8 protein-coding genes are annotated in these 18,775 nt (G+C 70.7%); 6 read left to right on the top strand and 2 right to left on the bottom strand.

All coding sequences use genetic code 11. The annotated features are described in order from the left end of the window. The first annotated feature begins 111 nt into the window (after positions 1–111). Both ACQEVO_RS26805 and ACQEVO_RS26800 read left to right on the top strand, forming a co-directional pair. A complete protein-coding gene (locus ACQEVO_RS26805; RefSeq protein WP_432918638.1) occupies positions 112–10,335 on the top strand; it encodes an AMP-binding protein in 10,224 nt (3,407 codons plus the stop codon). Between the two features lie 292 nt (positions 10,336–10,627). Beyond that, positions 10,628–11,650 (top strand): alpha/beta hydrolase, encoded by a 1,023-nt coding sequence (locus tag ACQEVO_RS26800; protein WP_432923022.1) that lies wholly within the window; start codon positions 10,628–10,630, stop codon positions 11,648–11,650. A 105-nt stretch (positions 11,651–11,755) separates the two neighbouring features. Here ACQEVO_RS26800 and ACQEVO_RS26795 read toward each other — a convergent pair whose 3' ends face one another. Further along, on the bottom strand, positions 11,756–12,565 hold the full coding sequence (locus ACQEVO_RS26795) for an enoyl-CoA hydratase-related protein (RefSeq protein WP_432918635.1): 810 nt from the start codon (positions 12,563–12,565) through the stop codon (positions 11,756–11,758). Between the two features lie 133 nt (positions 12,566–12,698). Here ACQEVO_RS26795 and ACQEVO_RS26790 point away from each other — a divergent pair, with 133 nt between their 5' ends. After that, positions 12,699–13,934 (top strand): TetR/AcrR family transcriptional regulator, encoded by a 1,236-nt coding sequence (locus ACQEVO_RS26790; RefSeq protein ID WP_432918632.1) that lies wholly within the window; start codon positions 12,699–12,701, stop codon positions 13,932–13,934. A gap of 123 nt (positions 13,935–14,057) precedes the next feature. Here the strand turns inward: ACQEVO_RS26790 and ACQEVO_RS26785 are convergent, their stop codons facing one another. Next, on the bottom strand, positions 14,058–15,575 hold the full coding sequence (locus tag ACQEVO_RS26785; RefSeq protein WP_432918630.1) for an aldehyde dehydrogenase family protein: 1,518 nt from the start codon (positions 15,573–15,575) through the stop codon (positions 14,058–14,060). 270 nt (positions 15,576–15,845) lie between these two features. Here ACQEVO_RS26785 and ACQEVO_RS26780 point away from each other — a divergent pair, with 270 nt between their 5' ends. From ACQEVO_RS26780 to ACQEVO_RS26770, 3 genes are all read left to right on the top strand, one after another. Further along, entirely contained in the window at positions 15,846–17,009 is a 1,164-nt protein-coding gene (locus tag ACQEVO_RS26780; protein WP_432918627.1) for an ATP-binding cassette domain-containing protein, read from the top strand. Beyond that, positions 17,006–17,815: an ABC transporter permease gene (locus ACQEVO_RS26775; protein WP_432918624.1), complete on the top strand. Its 810-nt coding sequence runs from the start codon at positions 17,006–17,008 to the stop codon at positions 17,813–17,815. The genes ACQEVO_RS26780 and ACQEVO_RS26775 overlap by 4 nt, the downstream gene beginning before the upstream one ends. A gap of 71 nt (positions 17,816–17,886) precedes the next feature. Then, positions 17,887–18,753, top strand: a complete 867-nt coding sequence (locus ACQEVO_RS26770; RefSeq protein WP_432918621.1) for an ABC transporter permease — start codon at positions 17,887–17,889, stop codon at positions 18,751–18,753. Positions 18,754–18,775 lie beyond the last annotated feature (22 nt).

Genomic DNA, 18,775 nt, shown 5'->3' with positions numbered 1-18,775 from the left:
CAGGCGAGGCGGACAGATGGATGCGGTAGTCGGTCAGCGGTATGACCACCTCCGGGAGACAGCATGACGCGGCCGGCCCGGACCAGACCGCAGCGCACCCGGCGGCCCCGCGTGACCACCCTGCCCCAGCTGATCGCCAACGCCGTCGAAACCAACCCCGACGGCGTCGCACTCGTTCTCGCCGACGGCACCGGCCCGCTGGAACAAGTGGGCTATGCCGATCTGGACGCCTGGTCGAGCCGGCTGGCCCGGGCGCTGATCGCGCGCGGTATCGGCCCGGAGGATCTGGTCGCCGTGGCCATCCCGCGTTCGCTGGACGCGGTGCTCGCCGTCTGGGCGGTCGCCAAGACCGGTGCCGGCTTCGTGCCGATCGATCCGGCCTATCCGCCGGAATGGGTCGCGCATCTGCTGGCCGACGCCGGTGTCGGCTACGGCCTCGCGGTTTCCTGGGTACGCAACGAACTACCCGTCGAGATCGAATGGCTGCAGGTCGATACGGTCGAAACGGCGCGTGCGCTCGAGCAGTTCTCCGCCGACGCGGTCACCTACGCCGACCGGGTCCGCCCGCTGCGGGCCGAGCATCCGGCCTACGTCACCTACGACGCGGACGGCGAAACCGTGCCCGACGGAATCATGGTGACCCAGGCCGGGCTGTCCGGTCTGTGCGCCGAACAGCAGGGTCGCTACCGGGTCGAACCCGAGGACCGCACGCTGAACTTCGCGCCGATGCCCGCGGATTCGGCGGTCCTCGAACTGCTGCTGGCGCTGGGCGGTGCGGCGACCATGGTCGTGGTGTCCCCGCTGGTGACCCGGGCCGACGAAGTGGCGGCACTGTTGCAGCGCACCGGGGTCACCCATGCCTACCTCCCGCCGGACGCGCTGCGGCTGATCGATCCGACCGGGCTGGACGAGCTGGGCGTCGTGGTGACCGGGCGCCGGCCGTGCCCGCCCGAACTGGTCCAACGCTGGGCGATTCCGGTGACCGGCGGCTCGATGCGCGCTCTGTATCAGGGATACGGTCCGGCCGAGACCACCGTGATGACCAATATCAGCTCACCGCTCACCCCCGGTGGTCCGCTCACCCTCGGCGCGCCGATCCGCGGTGTCACCGCGCATATCCTCGACGAACGGCTCGCCCCGGTACCCGACGGCGAGGTCGGCGAGCTGTATCTCGGCGGACCCCAGCTGGCCCGCGGCTACCACCGCCGCCCCGGGCGGACAGCGCAACTCCTCGTCGCCGATCCGTTCGCCGACGACGGCTCCCGCCTCTATCGCACCGGTGACCTGGTGCGCCGCGGCCCCGGTGGCGATATGGAGTACATCGGGCGGGTCACGGTGCCGGCGCTGGACGATTCGGTGGCGGTGCCGCGGCGGGGTCGTGCGGAGGTCGCGGAGTCGCGCGCCGGTTCGGCGCAGGAAACCGCCGCCGCGGGGGACCGGTGGCCGGTCGGTGAACAGCCCGACTACGAACAGAGCCTTCCCATCCGGGACACGGCGCAGGAGGGTGGTGACGGCGCCGGCCCGGGGCACGGGTACGGCGTATCCGATCCGTACGGCAGCGAGCCGGGCCGGAGTGACGCCGCGGAGCCGGTCGTCCCGGAAACCGGCCGCGTCGGTGCGGCCGAGCCACCGGCCTCGGATTTCGGACGCGATGATGTTCACCAGCAGTTCTCCCGGAATCCCCGGCCCGAGCCGGACAGTCGGCTGGCGTCGGAAAAGCGTGATCTGGACCTACCCGGCCGGGGTTATCTGGAGATGCCGGACCGGCAGCATGCGCTACCCGGCCGCGGCGGCCGGAGCGCTGCGAACCCGATCGAACCGCAGGTAGCCGACATCGGTGATCCGGCCGCCCACAGCCCTTCCGGAACGGCTGCCCCCGGCGTGACCGGCCCCGCGGGCCGCGATGCGTCCGGACTCGGGGTTTCCGGTGGTTCCGCATCCGATTCACCCGAGACGGCGGGTTCCCGCGCAGGCGAACGGACGTTCGGCGGAACACCGGAACCGACCGTGTCCGGTGGGTCCGGATTCGACCTGGCCGGTGCGGCCGGCCGGGGAACCGCCGATACCGCCGCCCGTTCCCCCCAGCCCATGTCGGCCGACGATTGGCTGAGCCGTGGCCGGCAGCTACCGGGGCCCGGCGACGCGGCACCGCTACGTACCGCGTCCGGCCCGATCGCCGGTGACGCCACCGCCTTCTACGATCCGCAGGCCGCGGCGGACGATCGGGAACGGTCCGCCGAGCCGGGGTCCGCCCTCGCCGGGTCGTTACCCGGCCGGCCCGACTGGCCGGCACCCGCACCACCCGTCGGCCCGCAGCTGCCGGGCCGCACCGGCTTCGGCGCCGCGTCATCGCCGGCCACCCCCGGCACCGGGGACGACGAGCACGTCCCGGCGGCACCGCCGCCGCCCGTGGAACGTCCTGAGACGATTCCACTGTCGCCCGGGCAGTTGCGGCTGTGGCAGCGCAACCAGACCGCGCCCGAAACGGCCACCGAGACGATCACCGCCGCGATGAGCCTGACCGGCACCCTCGACGCGGCAGCCATGCAGGCCGCCGTCGCCGATGTGGTGGACCGGCACGAAACCCTGCGCACCGTCTACCCGGCGACCGACGGGGTACCGCACCAGGTGGTGCTGCCCCGGGAACAGGCCGTACCGGAAGTGGTCGCCGAACCGATACCGGCCGCGGAGCTGGCCGGCTGGCTGCAGGCGTTGTCGCAGACCGATTTCGACGCCGCCGACGCCGAACAGGTCCCCGTGCGGTTCGCGCTGGCCGAGTTGAGCCCGCGCGAACATGTCGTCGCGGTGGTGGTGCACCGGATCCTCGCCGACGAGGTATCCGCCGGGCTGCTGCTACGGGACCTGCTGCGCGCCTTCCTCGGCCGCCGCAACCGCTCGCGACCGCTGTGGCAACCGCTGTCGGTGCAGTACCTCGACTATTTCCTGAGCCGCCGGGCCCAACTCGGTGACCTCACCGATCCGGACTCGCTCGCCGCTCGCCGGCTCGCGTTCTGGCGTGACTATCTGGCCGGTCTACCTCCGCGTATCGATTTCGCGGCCGCGGCCGGCCGGCCCGACGGTACCGGGCAGCGCGTGCACGCGTTCGATATCGGCACCCGGACCCATCGCCGGATCGCCGATATCGCCCAGCGGGCGGGTACCTCCGAATTCATCGTGCTCCGCGCGGCGTTCGCGGTGCTGCTGGCCCGGACGGCCGCGGCCACCGATATCGTGCTGGGCAGTTCGGTGCGCGGTAACGACGAACGCGAACTCGACGACGCGATCGGGCCCTACGCCAACACTGTGGTGTTGCGCACCCGCATCGATCCGGCCGAATCCTTCCTGGACCTGGTGGCGCGGGTCGCCGAATCGGATCGCCGGGCCTTCGCCAATGCCGACCTGCCGTTCGAAACGCTGACCGCCGCACTCGCGGTCGAAGATTCCCTGTTCGATGTGGCGATATCCCTGCGGCACAACGATATTCCCCGGCTGGAGATGCCGAGCCTGGCCACCGAACCCGTCGAGGTGGCCGGTGCGCCGGCCGATGCGGTGCTGCGGCTGGTGATCGACCCCCATCGGGCGCCCGACGGATCCCCGGACGGTATCGCGGCAGCCTTGCAGTACGCCGCGGACCGGCTCGGCCGGACCACCGTCGCCGAGGTGGCACGGCGGTTCCAGCGGGTGCTCACCGTTGCCGGGGGCGATCCGGACGGCCCGGTCGGCGATATCGATCTGCTCTCCCGCGCCGATCTGGACCGGCTGCTGGTGGTGTGGAACGACACCCGCTACCCGGTGGCACCGGAACTGCTGCTCGACGGTTACCGCCGCACAGTCGCCATCCGGCCCGATACGGTGGCCGTGGCCGATGCGGAATCCGAGCTCACCTATCAGGAATTCGATGCTCGGGTGAACCGGCTGGCGCGCCGGCTGATCGACGCCGGGGTGGGCGCGGAAACCGTGGTCGGTATCGCGGTCCGGCGCTCACCCGATCTGGTGGTCGCGATCTACGCGGTGCTCACCGCGGGCGGCGCGTACCTGCCGCTGGACCCCCGCGATCCGGCGCACTGGACCGGGCAGGTCCTGGCCACCGCGCGCCCGGCTCTGGTCCTGGCCGACCCCGCGACGGAATCCCGGTCGGTGGCGGCGCTACGCGCGAGCGGGCAACCGGCGCCCGTCCTGGTACTCGCCGCCGCCGAGATCGCGCGATACTCCGCCGACCCGGTGCGTGCCGAGGAACTACTGCGCCCGGTGCGTCCCGGTAACGCCGCCTGTGTGCTGCCTGTTTCGGCCGCGCCGCGGGGACCGGAACTTGCGGTGCTCTCGCACAGCGCGGTCAACAACCAGATCAGCCTCATGCTCGCCCAGTACCCGCTGGGATTCACCGATATCTACCTTCAGCGCAACGCCGCCACCAGCGATATCTCGCTCTGGGGTTTCTTCCTGCCGCTGCGTGCCGGCGCGCAGCTGGTCCTGGCCGGGACCGCGGATGCCGGACAGGTGGCGGAGGCGATCGCCCGGCACGGGGTGACGGTCACCGATTTCGGGCCGGCCGAACTGGCCGATTTCGCCGGACTCGCCGACCCGGCCCGCCTGGGCAGCCTGCGCGAAATCTTCGTGACCGGCGAACCGTTGTCGCCGGATACGGTGTCCGCCCTGCGCGCCCGCTGCGGCGCCCGGGTCCACAACCTCTACGGAACCGCGGAGACCACGGTCTCGGCGACCTCCTGGCCCGCCGCGGGATCGGCCGAGCGATCGGTGCCGATCGGCCTGCCGCAGTGGAACATCCGGGTCTACGTGCTGGATTCGCGGTTGCGTCCGGTGCCACCGGGGGTGCCCGGCGAACTGTATATCGCCGGCGATCAGCTGGCCCGCGGCTATGCGGAGCGGCCGGCATCCACCGGAAACCGTTTCGTGGCCAACCCGTTCGGATACGGCGCGCGGATGTACCGCACCGGTGATCTGGTGCTGTGGCGTGACGCCACCGCCACCACCCCGCAGCGCCTGGACCTGCTGGGCCGCGTCGACGACCAGCTCCGGTTCCGCGGCGGGCGCATCCATCCGGGCACGATCGCGGCCGCACTGCGTTCGCTGCCGGATATCGCCGACGCCGCGGTGCTACCGCGTGGCACCGGCGCCGGCCCCGATACCGCGGTACCGGGGAACCGGCTGGTCGCGTATGTGGTGCCCGCGGGTGCCGAGCCCGAACTCGTGGAGGTCCGCGCGGGGGTCGCCCGGTTGCTGCCCGTCTCGCAGGTCCCGGCGGCTTTCCACGTGGTCGCCGCGATACCGCTGGACGCGGACGGGACCCCCGACCGCACCGCCCTCCCGGCCCCCGATTCGGTGCCGCGGCTCGAACCCGCCCTGGACCCGGACGATCTCGCCGGGGACCACGCGGACGTCGCCGTCCCCGAAATCGGTGCCACCACCCTCGGCGGTGCGGGCGACCGCGGTTCGGCCGCCGGACCCGGCGATACGGGTCACCCGGGGCCGGCTGCCGTGCCCGGCGACGCGGGTCACCCGAGTTCGGCTGCCGCACGGGGCGAAGCGGGTGACCGCAGTTCGGCGGCAGCGCTGGACAGCGCTGCCGGTCGTACCGCAGCCGACCCACTCGGTGGTGCGGGCGGCCCGGGACTGTCCGAGGCGGCAGGCACTGCGGGCGACCAGCTCGAAGAGTTCGAGGCGGCCGGCACCGCGGGCGACCGGCTCGGGCAGTTCGAGACGGCCGGCACTGCGGGCGGTCGGCCCGAAGAGTCCGTGCCGTCCGGAACTGCCGGGGCGCGACACGAGATGGGCGGCGCCCCGGCAACCGGCGAGGAGTTCGTTCCGGAGGTGAGTGAGCCGGCGCCGCCGGGCACCGGCACGTCGTCGCGGACCGCCGCGGGTGACAACGGAACAGCCGGCGCTGCCGAGGTTTCCGGTGAACTGCCCGCCACCCCCACCGCGATCCGCCTCCTCGGAAATCCGCTGCCCGGTATCGAGGTCCGCTCGATCGTGCTGGACCTGCCCGCCGATCAGCCGCTCGAGCACACCGAAGAGGTGGTGCGGTCGCTGGTGGTGCGGCATCCGTTGCTGTCGGCCCGGCTCGACAGCAGCGACCGGACCCCCACCCTGTGGATTCCCCCGCGTGAGCAGCGGGGCGACCGGCAGTACTGGTGGCTCGGCCCCGAAACCGGCGAGCACGCCGTCGCCACCGACGATGTGGTGCAGGCGGCCGCCGACGCCCTCGACCCGGCGACCGGCCGCAATATCCACTTCGTGGTCACCGGCGCCGGACCGGCCCGGCGGCTGGTGGTGGTGGCCAACGGCCTCGTCGTCGACGACCGGTCCTGGCGGGTGATCGTCGACGAACTGCTCGCCGGCGAGGCCGCCGCGGTGGTTTCGGAATCCCGGGTATCGCAGCTGGTCCAGGCACTGGATCAGCGCGCCCGTTCCATCGACCTGCTCGACGAGGCGGGCTGGTGGCGCCGGAACCTGGCCGGTGCCCGCACCGCGGCGCCGCTGGGGACGGTGGATCTGCGGCCCCGCCGCCGGGTATCCCTGGCCATCACCGCCGAAGGAACCGCGGCCGTGACCGCCGCGGCCGACGCCTACGACGTGACCGTGCCCGAGGTGCTGCTGACGGCCGTGGCGATCGCCCTGCGCACCGGTGAAGACGGTGCGGTGGCTCGTGCCCTGGGATCGCTGGTGCGCTGCGACGCCGACGCCCGCACGATGGTGGGTCGCGCCGAAAGCCTGGTCGGGGGATTCGCCACCGAGTTCCCGCTCTCCGTGCGGATCGCCGATATCGATACCGCCGACGCACTGATCGGCGGCCCGGCCGCCGGGGTCGCGCTCGCCCAGATTCGCGATCTCGTTCGTTCGGTACCCGGCGGCGGCGCCGGGTACGCGCTGCTGCGCTACCTCAACACGGAGACGACCGCCGAATTCGCCGCCGCCGATTCGGGCCTGTTCACGCTGCGCTACCGCGATCTACGGCCCGCCCGCGTGCACACCGACGGTCCCGCCGACGGGGTCCCGCTGGTGCTGACGGTCGATGTCACCGACGAGGGCCTGCTGTGCCGTTTCGACTACGCCACCGAGGTATTCGTCGGCGACGATGTGAAAACCTTCGCCGAACACTGGGTGCGCGCCCTCGGCGGTCTCGCCGAACACGGCCTGCGCGCGGGCGTCGCGCCCGCACTCGCCTCCGAACCGGTCGCACCCGCCGGCTCCGCCGCATACGCCCCGTCGCTGCCACCGGACGCTCGCGAACAGCTGGGTGCCGGGGAATCATCCGAATCCCGGGCCTACCCGGACACAGCGGGTATCCGGGAGCGCCGTCCCGCCGACGCTCTCGAGTCACCGGCCCAGCCGGATACCTATCCGGCACCCGATCCCCTGAACGAAGCCCCTGCGCCCAGCGCTCCGGGCGAGATTCCCGCGTCTGCTTCTCGGGGCGGGACTCCCGCGCCCAGTTCTCGGGCCGCAGATCCTGCGCCCGGTTCTCCGGGCGGGACTCCCGCGCCGGGTCCTCTGGGCGAGACCCCGGCGCCCGGTTCCCTCGGCGACACTCCCGTGCCGGGCTCTCTGGGCGAGACTCCTGGTCCGGGGTACCACCCGCAGCGGACTCCGGACGCGGAGACCACTTCATTGCTGCGTCCGGTCACCGACGCACCGCCGCCTCCGAACTTCGGATTACCGCAACGGCGGTCGCGCACCGATGCGGACCCGACGGGCACCGGCAGCCGCAGCCAGGCGGCATCGAACCCGACCTCCCCAAGCGTTCCGGAATCCGTAGGTGATTCCGCGGCAGAGGCTCCGGCGCTTCCGGGTCCCGGCTCGACGAGTGCTCCGCACCCGTCGCCCGCCGATTCCGGGACATCCGTATCCTCCGACTCGGGTCTGCCGCAACGCCGGCCGACGTCGGCGGCCTCCGGCGCCGAACCCGCCGCAGACGTCCTCCCGCAGCGACGCCCCGGATCGCTGGGCGGTTCGCACACCTTCGACGCGGATTCGGGTGCTCCCGCACTGAGGGATTCCGGCTTACCGCAACGTCGCCCGCGGCTCGGTGCGGAGACCGCGGAGACCGGCCCCGAGGTTCGGGAGGCCACCGACCCGAGTGTCTTGCCGCAGCGCCGGCCGGGAGCCGGGACGGATTCTGCGGCGGAGTCTCTGCCGCAGCGTCGTCCTCGGCTGGGTGCGGAATCGGGGGAGCCGGGTGCCGAAGACCGGGAGGTCACCGGGGCCGGTGTGTTGCCGCAGCGGCGTCCCGATCCGACCGGCGGTTCGCGTCCTTCCACGGCGGATCCAGGCGTTCCCGGGCGGGAAGATTCGGGTTTGCCGCTGGGCGTGGAGTCGGGGGAGACGGATCCCGATGGTCGGGAGGCGACGGCCTCGGGCCGGGGTGTCCTGCCGCAGCGACGTTCCGGTTCGCCGGGTGATGCGTATTCGTCGCCGGACGCCGGAGCCTCCGGACCGGACGACTCCGGGCCGCTGCCGCAGCGGCGGCTCCGGTCGCAGGACGGCCCGGACTCGCGCGGACCCGAGATCGTTCCCGGCCGTGGTCCGGCGGCACCGGGGAGTCCGGGTCTGCCGCAGCGGCGGCCGCGAGACGACGACCGCCCGCGGCAGTCGACCTCGTTCGCCGACCTCGGGCCCGGCCTCGCTCGGTCCGATGTCTTGCACGGGGAAACGCTCGACGGTGACCCGGACCCGCAGGCAGGCCCGGATACGCCGGCTGCCGGCCCGGTATCACTACCGCAGCGGCGGTCTGCTGCCGCGGACGAAACCGCGGTGCCCGAACCGGAACGGGCGGCGCCGCAGGACGCCGCACCGGCGGTGCTACCGCAGCGCCGGCCGAGGGCAGCCGAAGCATACGAACCGCAGGTTCAGGACCCATCCGCGCCGCCGCTCGCCCCGTTGCCGCAGCGCCGCCGGGCAGACGGCGGCCGGCCCGTTGCAGAGGCTACAGCGGCACCGGAGCCGGAACTCGCGACGGAACAACCAGCGGATATCGCCGCGGCGGACCCGGTGCACGAGGCCGGTGCGGACCAGGGATCCACGGCAGATCCGGAACCCACCACCTTCCTGCGGCCGGTCACCGATGTGGAGACCACGGCCTATATGTCGCCGATCCTCGATATCGGTGCGCGCGACGACGACAGCACTCTGCTCTCACTGTTCGACGAGCAGGTGGCCCGCACCCCGGCCGAACCGGCGGTCCGGCAGGGCGCGCGGTTGCTCAGCTACGCCGAACTGGATCGCAAGTCCCGGGCCCTGTCGGTGGAGCTGATCCGGTTCGGTGTCGGTGCGCAGACCCCGGTCGCGGTGGCCATGCGACCGGGTATCGACCTGGTGGTCGCGGTCTGCGCGGTGCTGCGCGCCGGTGGCGCGTACGTGCCGGTGAACCCGGACGGCCCCGCCGGGGAACTCGATCGGATCCTGGCCTCGGCGGCGCCGATGTGTGTGCTGAGCCTGTCCGACGACGGGGTGAGCACCGGCACCGGTATCCCGGTTGTCGCGATCGACCTGCTCTATCTGGATCTGCCGGCCGATCCGGCCGCGGACCCGGTCGTCGCCGTCGAGGATCTCGCCGATATCCGGTATCACCCGGACACCGAGACGGGTGTCACGACCACCCATCGGCAGCTGGTCGAACGGCTGCGCCGGGCGCAGCGCAGCCACCCCTACGATGCGGACGATCTGGTGCTGCACGCGGCGCCCACCGTCGGCGATATCACTCTCTGGGAGCTGTTCCGGCCGCTGCACAGCGGTGCGCAGATCCTGATGCCCGATCATCCGGGCCGGGCGGCCGATCTGTCGCGTTCGATCTCCGCCAACAAGGTGACGGTCGTCCATGTCGTGCCGTCCCTGCTGGACCGATTCCTCGATTCGGTGACCGACGGCGGCGGCCGGGCCGCACATCCCAGCCTGCGCCGGCTGTGCGTGGACGGGGCCGCGCTACCGCCGGGCGGGGTGGAGCGGTTCATGACGCTGCTACCCGGCGCGGAGCTGGTCATCTGGTACGGCCACAACGAGACCGGGGTCATCACCGTGGGGTCCGTGGGCGGCCGCCCGGTCACCAACGACCGGGTCTACCTCCTGGACGAGCGGTTGCGCCCGGTACCGCCGGGCACCGCCGGTGAGATGTACATCGGCGGGCCGCAGCTGGCCCGCGGCTACTTCGGCGATCCGGGCGCCACCGCGGCCGGGTTCGTCGCCGCGGCCGGCGGCGGCCGGCTGTACCGCACCGGTGATATCGTCCGGCGCCGGGACGGGGTCCTGGAATACCTGGGCCGGGTCGAGCGGACCGGCGGGTCGCTGGCGGTGGGGTCGCGCCGGGGCGGGCATGATTGAGCGCGGATCGTGCGGCGTCACCAGCACAGTGATTCGATGTGCTGAACCCGCACAGCGTGCGTGGCCGAACCGAGATATTCGGACAACGCTACGGTAACGATATGTCCACGCCGTACGACTACACAGGCGAAACCTCCGGGGCGGCTGACTCGTGCCCGGTTACTGTGAGGCGTTCGGGTCCCCGGAACGGTACTGATCGGTGCGTGGAGTGAGCCCGGATGAAGATTCGAGACGAAGCGAAGGTGCGAAATTGATACGTCGACTCAGCCGGCGTGGCGGACGCGCCGCGGCGATGGTCGCGGCCACAGCGGTGTTCGCGGGAGTGATGACAGGGCTCGGCGGTAGCGCCGCCGCGGCCGACCCGATCATCGAGTCCAAGACTCTGCTCGCCGACCCCACCTCGCCCAATGGGTCGCGCATCGTCAAAGCCGAGTACAAGGACGATCGCAACCTGCGCCTGTACGTCCATTCCACGGCCATGGACAAGGAGATCGTCGTCGACGTCCAGCGGCCGGCCGACGCCTCGGTGCCCCGGCCCACGCTGTACCTGCTCAACGGTGCGGGCGGCGGCGAGGACTCCGCGTCGTGGCAGGCGCAGACCAACACGCTGGAATTCCTGTCGGACAAGAACGTGAACGTCGTCCAGCCCATCGGTGGTAGCTGGAGCTACTACACCGACTGGATCAAGGACGATCCGGCGCTCGGCCGCAACAAGTGGAAGACCTTCTTCACCGAGGAACTCCCGCCGCTGGTCGACGGCGCGCTGGGCACCAACGGCGTGAACTCCATCGCCGGCCTGTCCACCTCGGGGACCACCGTGCTCGCGTTGCCCATCGCGAAGCCGGGCCTGTACAAGGCGGCCGCCGCCTACAGCGGCTGCGCGCAGACCAGCGACCCGGTCGGTTCGGAATTCGTGAAGCTCACCGTCGAGGTGTGGGGCGGCGGCAACACCGAGAACATGTGGGGCCCGCAGGGTTCCGAGGAGTGGGTGAAGAACGACCCGTACGTCAACGCCGAGGGCTTGCGTGGCCTGGAACTGTATGTCTCCACCGGTAACGGTCTGCCCGGGCGGTGGGACACGCTCAACGGCCCGCACACCCTGCCCGGGTCCTACGGGCTGGCCAACCAGATCCTGGTCGGCGGTGTGATCGAGGCGGGTACCAACTACTGCACCCACAACCTGAAGAACCGGCTCGATTCGCTGGGTATCCCGGCGACCTTCAACTTCCGCGAGAACGGCACCCACTCGTGGGGCTACTGGGAAGACGAGTTCCGGGCTTCCTGGCCGGTGCTGGCCAAGGGAATGGGTATCTGAACCGGCGCCGCGCTGTGCCGATAGGCACGGGGAACGCTTGATACGACGAGGGCCCGGTCCGTATGGACCGGGCCCTCGTCGTTGTTCCGAGCGTGGCAGCCGGTGCTAGTCGGCGAAGACGGCCTTGCGCTTGCCGAGCATGGCGGCGGCACCTTCGAAGAAGTCGGGCGACTGCAGCAGTTCCACCTGCCCGGCCTTCTCGTCGGCGAGTGCGGTGTCCAGTGCGGCCAGGGTGGCGCGGTTGAGGGCTTTCTTCGTGAGTTCCAGCGCCCGGCGCGGACCGTGGCCGATCTTCTCGGCGGCGGCCTCGACGGCGGCGTCCAGTTCCTCGGTGGTCGCCAGCACATCGGTGAACAAACCCTCGGCGCGGGCGGCCGGGGCGGGGAGGCGTTCGCCGAGCAGGGCCAGGCGGGCCGCCAGGGGACGGCCCGCGGCCGCGGCGACCAGGGCCGCGGCGCCACCGTCGGGCATCAGGCCGATATTGATGAATGCCAGCAGCAGGTAGGAGTCGGCTTCGGCGTAGACCAGGTCGGCGGCCAGCGCGATCCCGACCCCGACACCGGCGGCGGCGCCCCGGATGCGGGCGATCACGGGGACCGGCATATCCACGATGGCGCGCACCAGGCGGTTCGCGGCGTCCATCACCATATCCGGGGTGATTCCGCGGGCGCCTTCTTCGGCACTTGCCGCCAGATCGGCGCCGGTGCAGAAATCGCCGCCCTCACCGGTGAGAACAACCACCCGGACCGACTTGTCCGCGGCCGCGGCGAGGAAGGTGTCGCCGAGCGCGACCAGGCTGTCGTAGTCGAGGGCATTCTTGCGTTTGGGTTTGGTGAGCGTCACCCGCAGCACCCGGCCGTCGTGCACCGCGGAGAAACCCGCCGGCTGTGTTGTGGGGGAATCCGTGTTGACCATGTGCGCTCCATCGGGTGCTGTCCGGTGTCGACCAGTCTGCGAATACCGGTTAACATTGCGAATTGTGGTTAACTTAGGTTGACTTGTCGGGCGCTGTCAACACCGGCGGCGCCGCCGACGGAACGGAGAATGCATGGTCGCGGAGAGCAGCCGGGTGGGCCCGGTGCGTGTTCGTCCGGCCGACCGTGGCAACGGCCAGGGCGGGCGGCGGCGTCCCAAGGACCGGAAGGTGCAGATCATGCGTGCCGCGGCGCGCGCGTTCAGCGAACGGGGCTATTACCCGGTGGGCGTGGACGAGATCGCGGCCGAGGTCGGAATCTCGGGTCCGGCGCTGTATCGCCATTTCGCCAACAAGTACGCACTGCTGGTCGCCGCGGCGGAGGAGGGCGCCCGGCAGTTGCTCGAGGCCGCCCGGGCCGCCGACGATGCCGAGGTGAGCGCGGAGGAACGCCTCGATTCCCTGATCCGCGCGGTCGCCGAGCACACCATCGAGATCCGCCGTGAAGCCGGCCTGTACCGGTGGGAGGGCCGCTACCTCGAACAGCCCGACCGGGCCCGCATCCGCACCCTCTACAACGAGATCAACCGGACCCTCGCCGCCCCGATCGAACAGTTGCGCCCGGACGCCCCACCGGAGGACGTCGCCCTGCTGGCCGCCGGGGTGCTCAGCGTGATCGGGAGTATCTCGGCCCACCGCACCGCGCTGTCGAGTGCCAAACTGCTGCCGCTGCTGTGCGATATGGCGTGGGCGGTGCTGCGTACCGACCTGCCGCCCGCGCCCGGGCCCGGGGAACCGGACCCGCAGCCGCGCGGACTCCCGGTGACCTCCAAACGGGAACAACTGCTCACCGAGGCGATCCGGATCTTCGGCCGCCGCGGCTACCACGAGGCCAGTATCGAGGAGATCGGCGCGGCCGTCGGGATCAACGCCTCCAGCGTGTACCGGTATTTCAGCAGTAAATCCGACCTGCTGGCCGCCGCGTTCCACCGCACCGGTGACCGGCTGGCATTCGCGATCACCGAGGCGCTGGCGGAGGCCAGTGGCCGGGCCGACGCGGTGAGCAAAATCGCCGACCGCTATGTGCGGCTCAGTTTCGCGATGCCGGAGATCATGCCGGTGTACTACGCGGAGTTCTCGAATCTGCCGCAGGCCGAACAGCACAAACTGCGCGCCATCCAGAGGCAGAACGTACACGAGTGGGCGAATCTGCTCGACGACGAGCCCACCGAGGCCCGGTTCCGGGTGCATTCGGCGATCGGCCAGGTGATCGATGTGGGCCGGTTGATCCGGTTCGATTCCCGTCCGCAACATATCGCCCGCCTGCACGCCCTGATGATGGCCACACTGCTCGGCTCGCCGCCCCGCTGACCAGCGTTTCCGGACGGCCGGCGCCGAGTCCGCAACGTCGACGAACCGGTCATGAAGGAGAACGAATCGGCCGGCCGGGTTCGCGCGCGATCACGCCGGCCGAGGTGCGGCGCCGGTCCGTGCTCAGCCGTGCCGGAACCGGAATATCGTGCGCGCCATCCGCAGCCGTCGTGCGTTGCGGTGGAAACTCGACAGCCCGAGCTGTTCGCCGTAGCGGTTGCGCGCGATCGAGAGTGTCCGGCTGAATTCGCGCAGGCCCAGATCGCCGTGGCTGTGGCCCTGCCCGTATTCACCCACGCCGCCGAACGGCAGCGCCGGGATACTGGCATAGGTGGTGGCGGTGTTGACCGTCACCACCCCGGCGCGCAGACGTTCGGCGTAGATCTCGACCTCGGCGATATCCCGGGTGAACACCGAGACCGCGATACCTTGCCCGGCGTCGTTGATCCGGGATACCGCGTCGTCGAGGTCGCGCACCTTGTTCACGATGAGGATCGGGCCGATCCCTTCCTCGGTGATGGCGATACTCTCCTCCGGCACATCGGCCAGCACAATGGGCTCGACGTAGGGTTCGCGGATCGAATCCAGACCGCCGACCACGGCCCGGCCGCCGCGGGCGAGGGCGTCGCGGACCTGTTTGCGGACCACCTCGGCCTGCGATTCCAGGATCATCGGCCCATACGACGCCCGCCGATCGGCCCCCGGGCGCAAGGCGTGGGCCCGGTCGACCACCAGATCGAGGAACTGGTCGTACACCGAGGCCGCGACGTAGGCGCGGTGCACGCCGGTCGCGTTCTGGCCGGCATTGGCCATCGCGCCGAATACCGCCGCATCGGCGGCATCCTCGAGTTTCGCGTCGACGTGCACGATCATGGCGCCCTTACCGGAGTTCTCCACCACCACGGGGGTCATGGTCTGCGCGCACAGCGAGATCACCTCGCGACCCTGCGCCTCCGGGCCCGCGTACGCGATCTTGTCGACCCCGGCCCGGCACAGCGCCGCAGTCGTCGAATCGTCGCCGGTGACGGCCTGCAGTACAGGTTTGTCGGGGGCGACCTCCCGCCAGGTGGCCGCCAGCCACAAACCGGTGCCGGAGGTCAGTTCGTGCGGTTTGAACACCACCGCGTTCCCGGCCGCCATGGCGTAGGCGATCGACCCCATCGGCGTGAAGACGGGGTTCTGCCAGGGTCCGAGCACGCCCACGACGCCGAGCGGCAGATAGCCGACCGAGGCGCGCTGGTTCCGGGTGAGCCAGTTCGACGCCAGCGAGCGGCGGCCCAGCGCGCGGCTCGCATTCCGGGCCGCCCAGTCGAGGTTCTCCACGGCGAGCATGACCTCGATCGCGGCGTCGGCCTCGGGTTTACCGGTTTCCTCGCGCAGAATGTCGACCAATTGCGCAGAGCGGCGGGCGATTACGCGTTTCCATTCCAGGAGTAATCGTTTGCGCGTGCCGAAACCCGCTGTAGACCACCAGGTCTCGGCCGAACGCGCGTCGGCGACAGCGCGTTCGAGTTCGCCCGGTCCGGCGATGGAGTAGTTGCCGACGATCTCTCCGGTGCGGGGATCGTAGGAGGTGAGCACGCTCGGTCGGCCGGATCCTCCCGAACGCGCCGCCACCTCGGGCTGCGCGGTATCGGCCATGCACGCCAGATTATGGTGGTGGCGGCTACACCGACAAGGCGTCCGCGCTGCCCGTGCGCTGTCACTACACCGCCGACCAGGGTGGATGACCTGCCCCTGCGCTGCTGTGAGGAAACGCACAGTTGATCCGGGCCCGGTTCGGGGTACCGGCGGCCGCCCTGCCGGTGGATTCCGGGCCGGTAACATCGCGCCCGGCGCCAGGGATCATCCAGCGGGACACCGATGCGCCGGTCCGCCCCGCAGCCCCATCCGGCCGATAGTGGAGAGTTGATGCCGAGTTCGAATGATGCCGAGACAGCCGCCGGTGACAGTGCCACTGCCGCGGAGCCGGCCGGTACCGCCCAGCCGGCGGTGCCGGTGACCGATTCGGCCGAACCGGGGGTGCCCGGTCGCGCGGGTGGCCCGGCGACCGAGTCCAACGGATCCGCCGCGCGCTCCGGTGCGGCCGTTCCCGGTACGACCGCGCCGGCCGAGGCCGTCCGGGTGGAGGGGATCACCAAATCGTTCGGCGCGGTGCATGCGCTGCGCGGTGTCAGTTTCGCCGCCGAACGCGGCACGGTGCTGGGAATCCTCGGCCCCAACGGCGCCGGCAAGACCACCACCGTCAAAATCCTGTCGACCCTGCTGCATCCGGACGCCGGGAACGCGACGGTGGCCGGGCACGATATCCGCCGCGATCCGGCCGGCGTGCGCCGTTCGATCATGATGACCGGCCAGTACGCCGCCCTGGACGAGAACCTGTCGGGGCGGGAGAACCTGGAACTGTTCGGCCGGTTGATGGGCTTGAGCAAACGGGCGGCTCGTAAACGTGCCGACGGCCTGCTCGCCGAATTCGATCTCGTCGATTCCGGGCGCCGCCCCGTCCACCAGTATTCGGGTGGTATGCGGCGCCGGGTGGATATCGCCTGCGGACTGGTGGTCCGGCCCGAGGTGGTGTTCCTCGACGAACCGACCACCGGCCTGGATCCGCGCAGCCGGCAGGGCGTCTGGGAGCTGGTGAACGCGCTGAAGGAACAGGGCATCACCGTCCTGCTCACCACCCAGTACCTCGAAGAAGCCGATGTGCTGTCGGACAACATCATCGTGATCGACAAGGGCACGGTGATCGCCGAGGGCACCGCCGACGAACTCAAGGAGAAGACCGGCGGCAGCTACTGCGAGGTGGTCCCGCTGCACCCGAGCCAGGTCCGGCACGCTGCCGACGCCCTGGGCGACCTCGTTCCGGCCGCGGTGACCGCCGATCTCGACGGCCTCGAACGGTTGTCCATTCCCGCCCCCGACGGCGCGGCCACACTCGCCGAGGCGCTGCGCCGCCTGGATGCCGCGGGGATCACGCTGGCCGATATCGGGCTGCGGCGCCCGTCCCTCGACGATGTGTTCCTCTCCATCACCGGCCGCGCCGGTGGTGCCGAGCGGCCGGGGGACCCGTCATGAGCGCGCCCGCGGTGGCGCCTACCGAACTCTTCGCCGATGTCCCGTCCACGCGGGTCACTTCGTTCGGGCAGTGGCGGGCGCTCACCGGCCGCATCGTCTGGACCATGGTGAGCAAGGGCGAGCTGATCGGTGCCCTGCTAACACCGCTGGTGTTCACCGTCGGTTTCTACCTGCCGCTGCGCCTGGTGATGCAGTTCCAGGGCATCGACTACGCCCAGTTCGTGATGCCCATCGTCGTCCTGCAGACCATGGCGTTCACCATGATGTCCAACGCCCAGCTGGCCGCGTTCGAGGCGCGCACCGGGTTCAGTACCCGGTTGCAGACCATGCCCGTCGGCATGCTGGTGCCGTTGTCCTCACGGATCGCGGCCGGACTGTTCCGTTCGGTGCTGTCGCTGACCGCCGCGCTGATCTACGGCCACATCATCGGTTTCCGGTTCACCGCCGGCTGGGGGCAGACGATCGGGTTCTGCGCCTTCGCGCTCGCTGTCGGCACCATGCTGGCGATCGGCGCCGACGGCCTGGGCAGTCTCACCAAGAGCCCGCAGGCACTCAGCCAGGCCCTGACCTTGCCGACCCTGATCTTCGGCATGATGTCGTGCGGTTTCGTTCCGGAGACCCAGTTCCCGGAGTGGATCCAGCCGTTCGTCCGCAATCAGCCCATCACCCAGTTCGCCTACGCCCTGCGGGATATGGCGGCCGGCGGGGTGAGCTGGGAAGTACTGCGGGTCGGATTGATCTGGCTGGTCGGCGGGGCGCTGGTGTTCGTCCCGTTCGCGGTCTGGGCGAGTGTGAGGCGGGCATGAGGGAGTCAGGCCCGGAGGCGGTAGCGGAGCGTGACCACGCAGGGCCCTCCCTCATGACCGAAGGACACAGCATGAGCGTTGTCGATACTCCCGCGGTGCCGGAGTCTTCCGCACCGTCGGCCGTGGTTCTCGACCTCCCGGAGGTGTCCGCCCGGCCGGAGAGTTCCCCCGTGGCATGGGCCGTGCACAGCTGGCTGCAGTGCAAACGGCTGCTGATGGCGTGGTTACGTGATCCGGCCACCACCATCCAGACGATCGTCTACCCGGCGCTCACCCTGGTGATGTTCTGGATCGTGCTGGACGAATCGATTTCCAGCTTCTCCGGGAAGCCGGCCGTCTACGGCACCGTCCCGATGATCACCCTGATCGCGGCGATGACGGGTGCGGTGGTGAGCGCGCTCGCCTTCAAGGTCGACAAGGCCACCGGCCTGCTCGGCCGGTTCTGGACCATGCCGATCCACCGCGCGGCCGGCCTGACCGGCCGGTTGCTGGCCGAGGCGATCCGGGTGCTGGCCACCACGCTGATCGTGATCGCCGTGGGATTCTGTCTCGGCTTCCGATTCGATCAGGGTCCGCTGGCCGCGCTCGCGCTCATCGGTATCCCGATTTTGTTCGGGATCGGGTTCGCGGTGTTCATCACGGCGATCGCCACGATCACCGAAGGGCCGGTGCTGGTCCAGATCGTCGGCCTGCTCACCAATCTGCTGCTGTTCTTCAACTCCGGTTTCGTGCTGGTCCAGGCCTATCCGACCTGGCTGCAGTCCACCGTGGCGAACCAGCCGATGAGCTGCGCGATCGAGGCCATGAAGGGCCTGTCCTACGGCGGTCCGGTGGCCGAACCGCTGATCGACACCCTGCTGTGGGTCGGCGGCGTGATCCTGGTCTTCGGCTATCCGGCGGTCCGGGGATACCGCAAGGCGGCCGAGACCAGCGGCTGAGGACTGCCGGCGTATCACCCGG

It is taken from the genome of Nocardia sp. CA-290969 (assembly GCF_050936135.1).
Lineage (GTDB): Bacteria > Actinomycetota > Actinomycetes > Mycobacteriales > Mycobacteriaceae > Nocardia.
The sequence above is the reverse complement of the archived record's forward strand: the minus strand, read 5'-3'. Positions and strand labels throughout refer to the sequence as shown.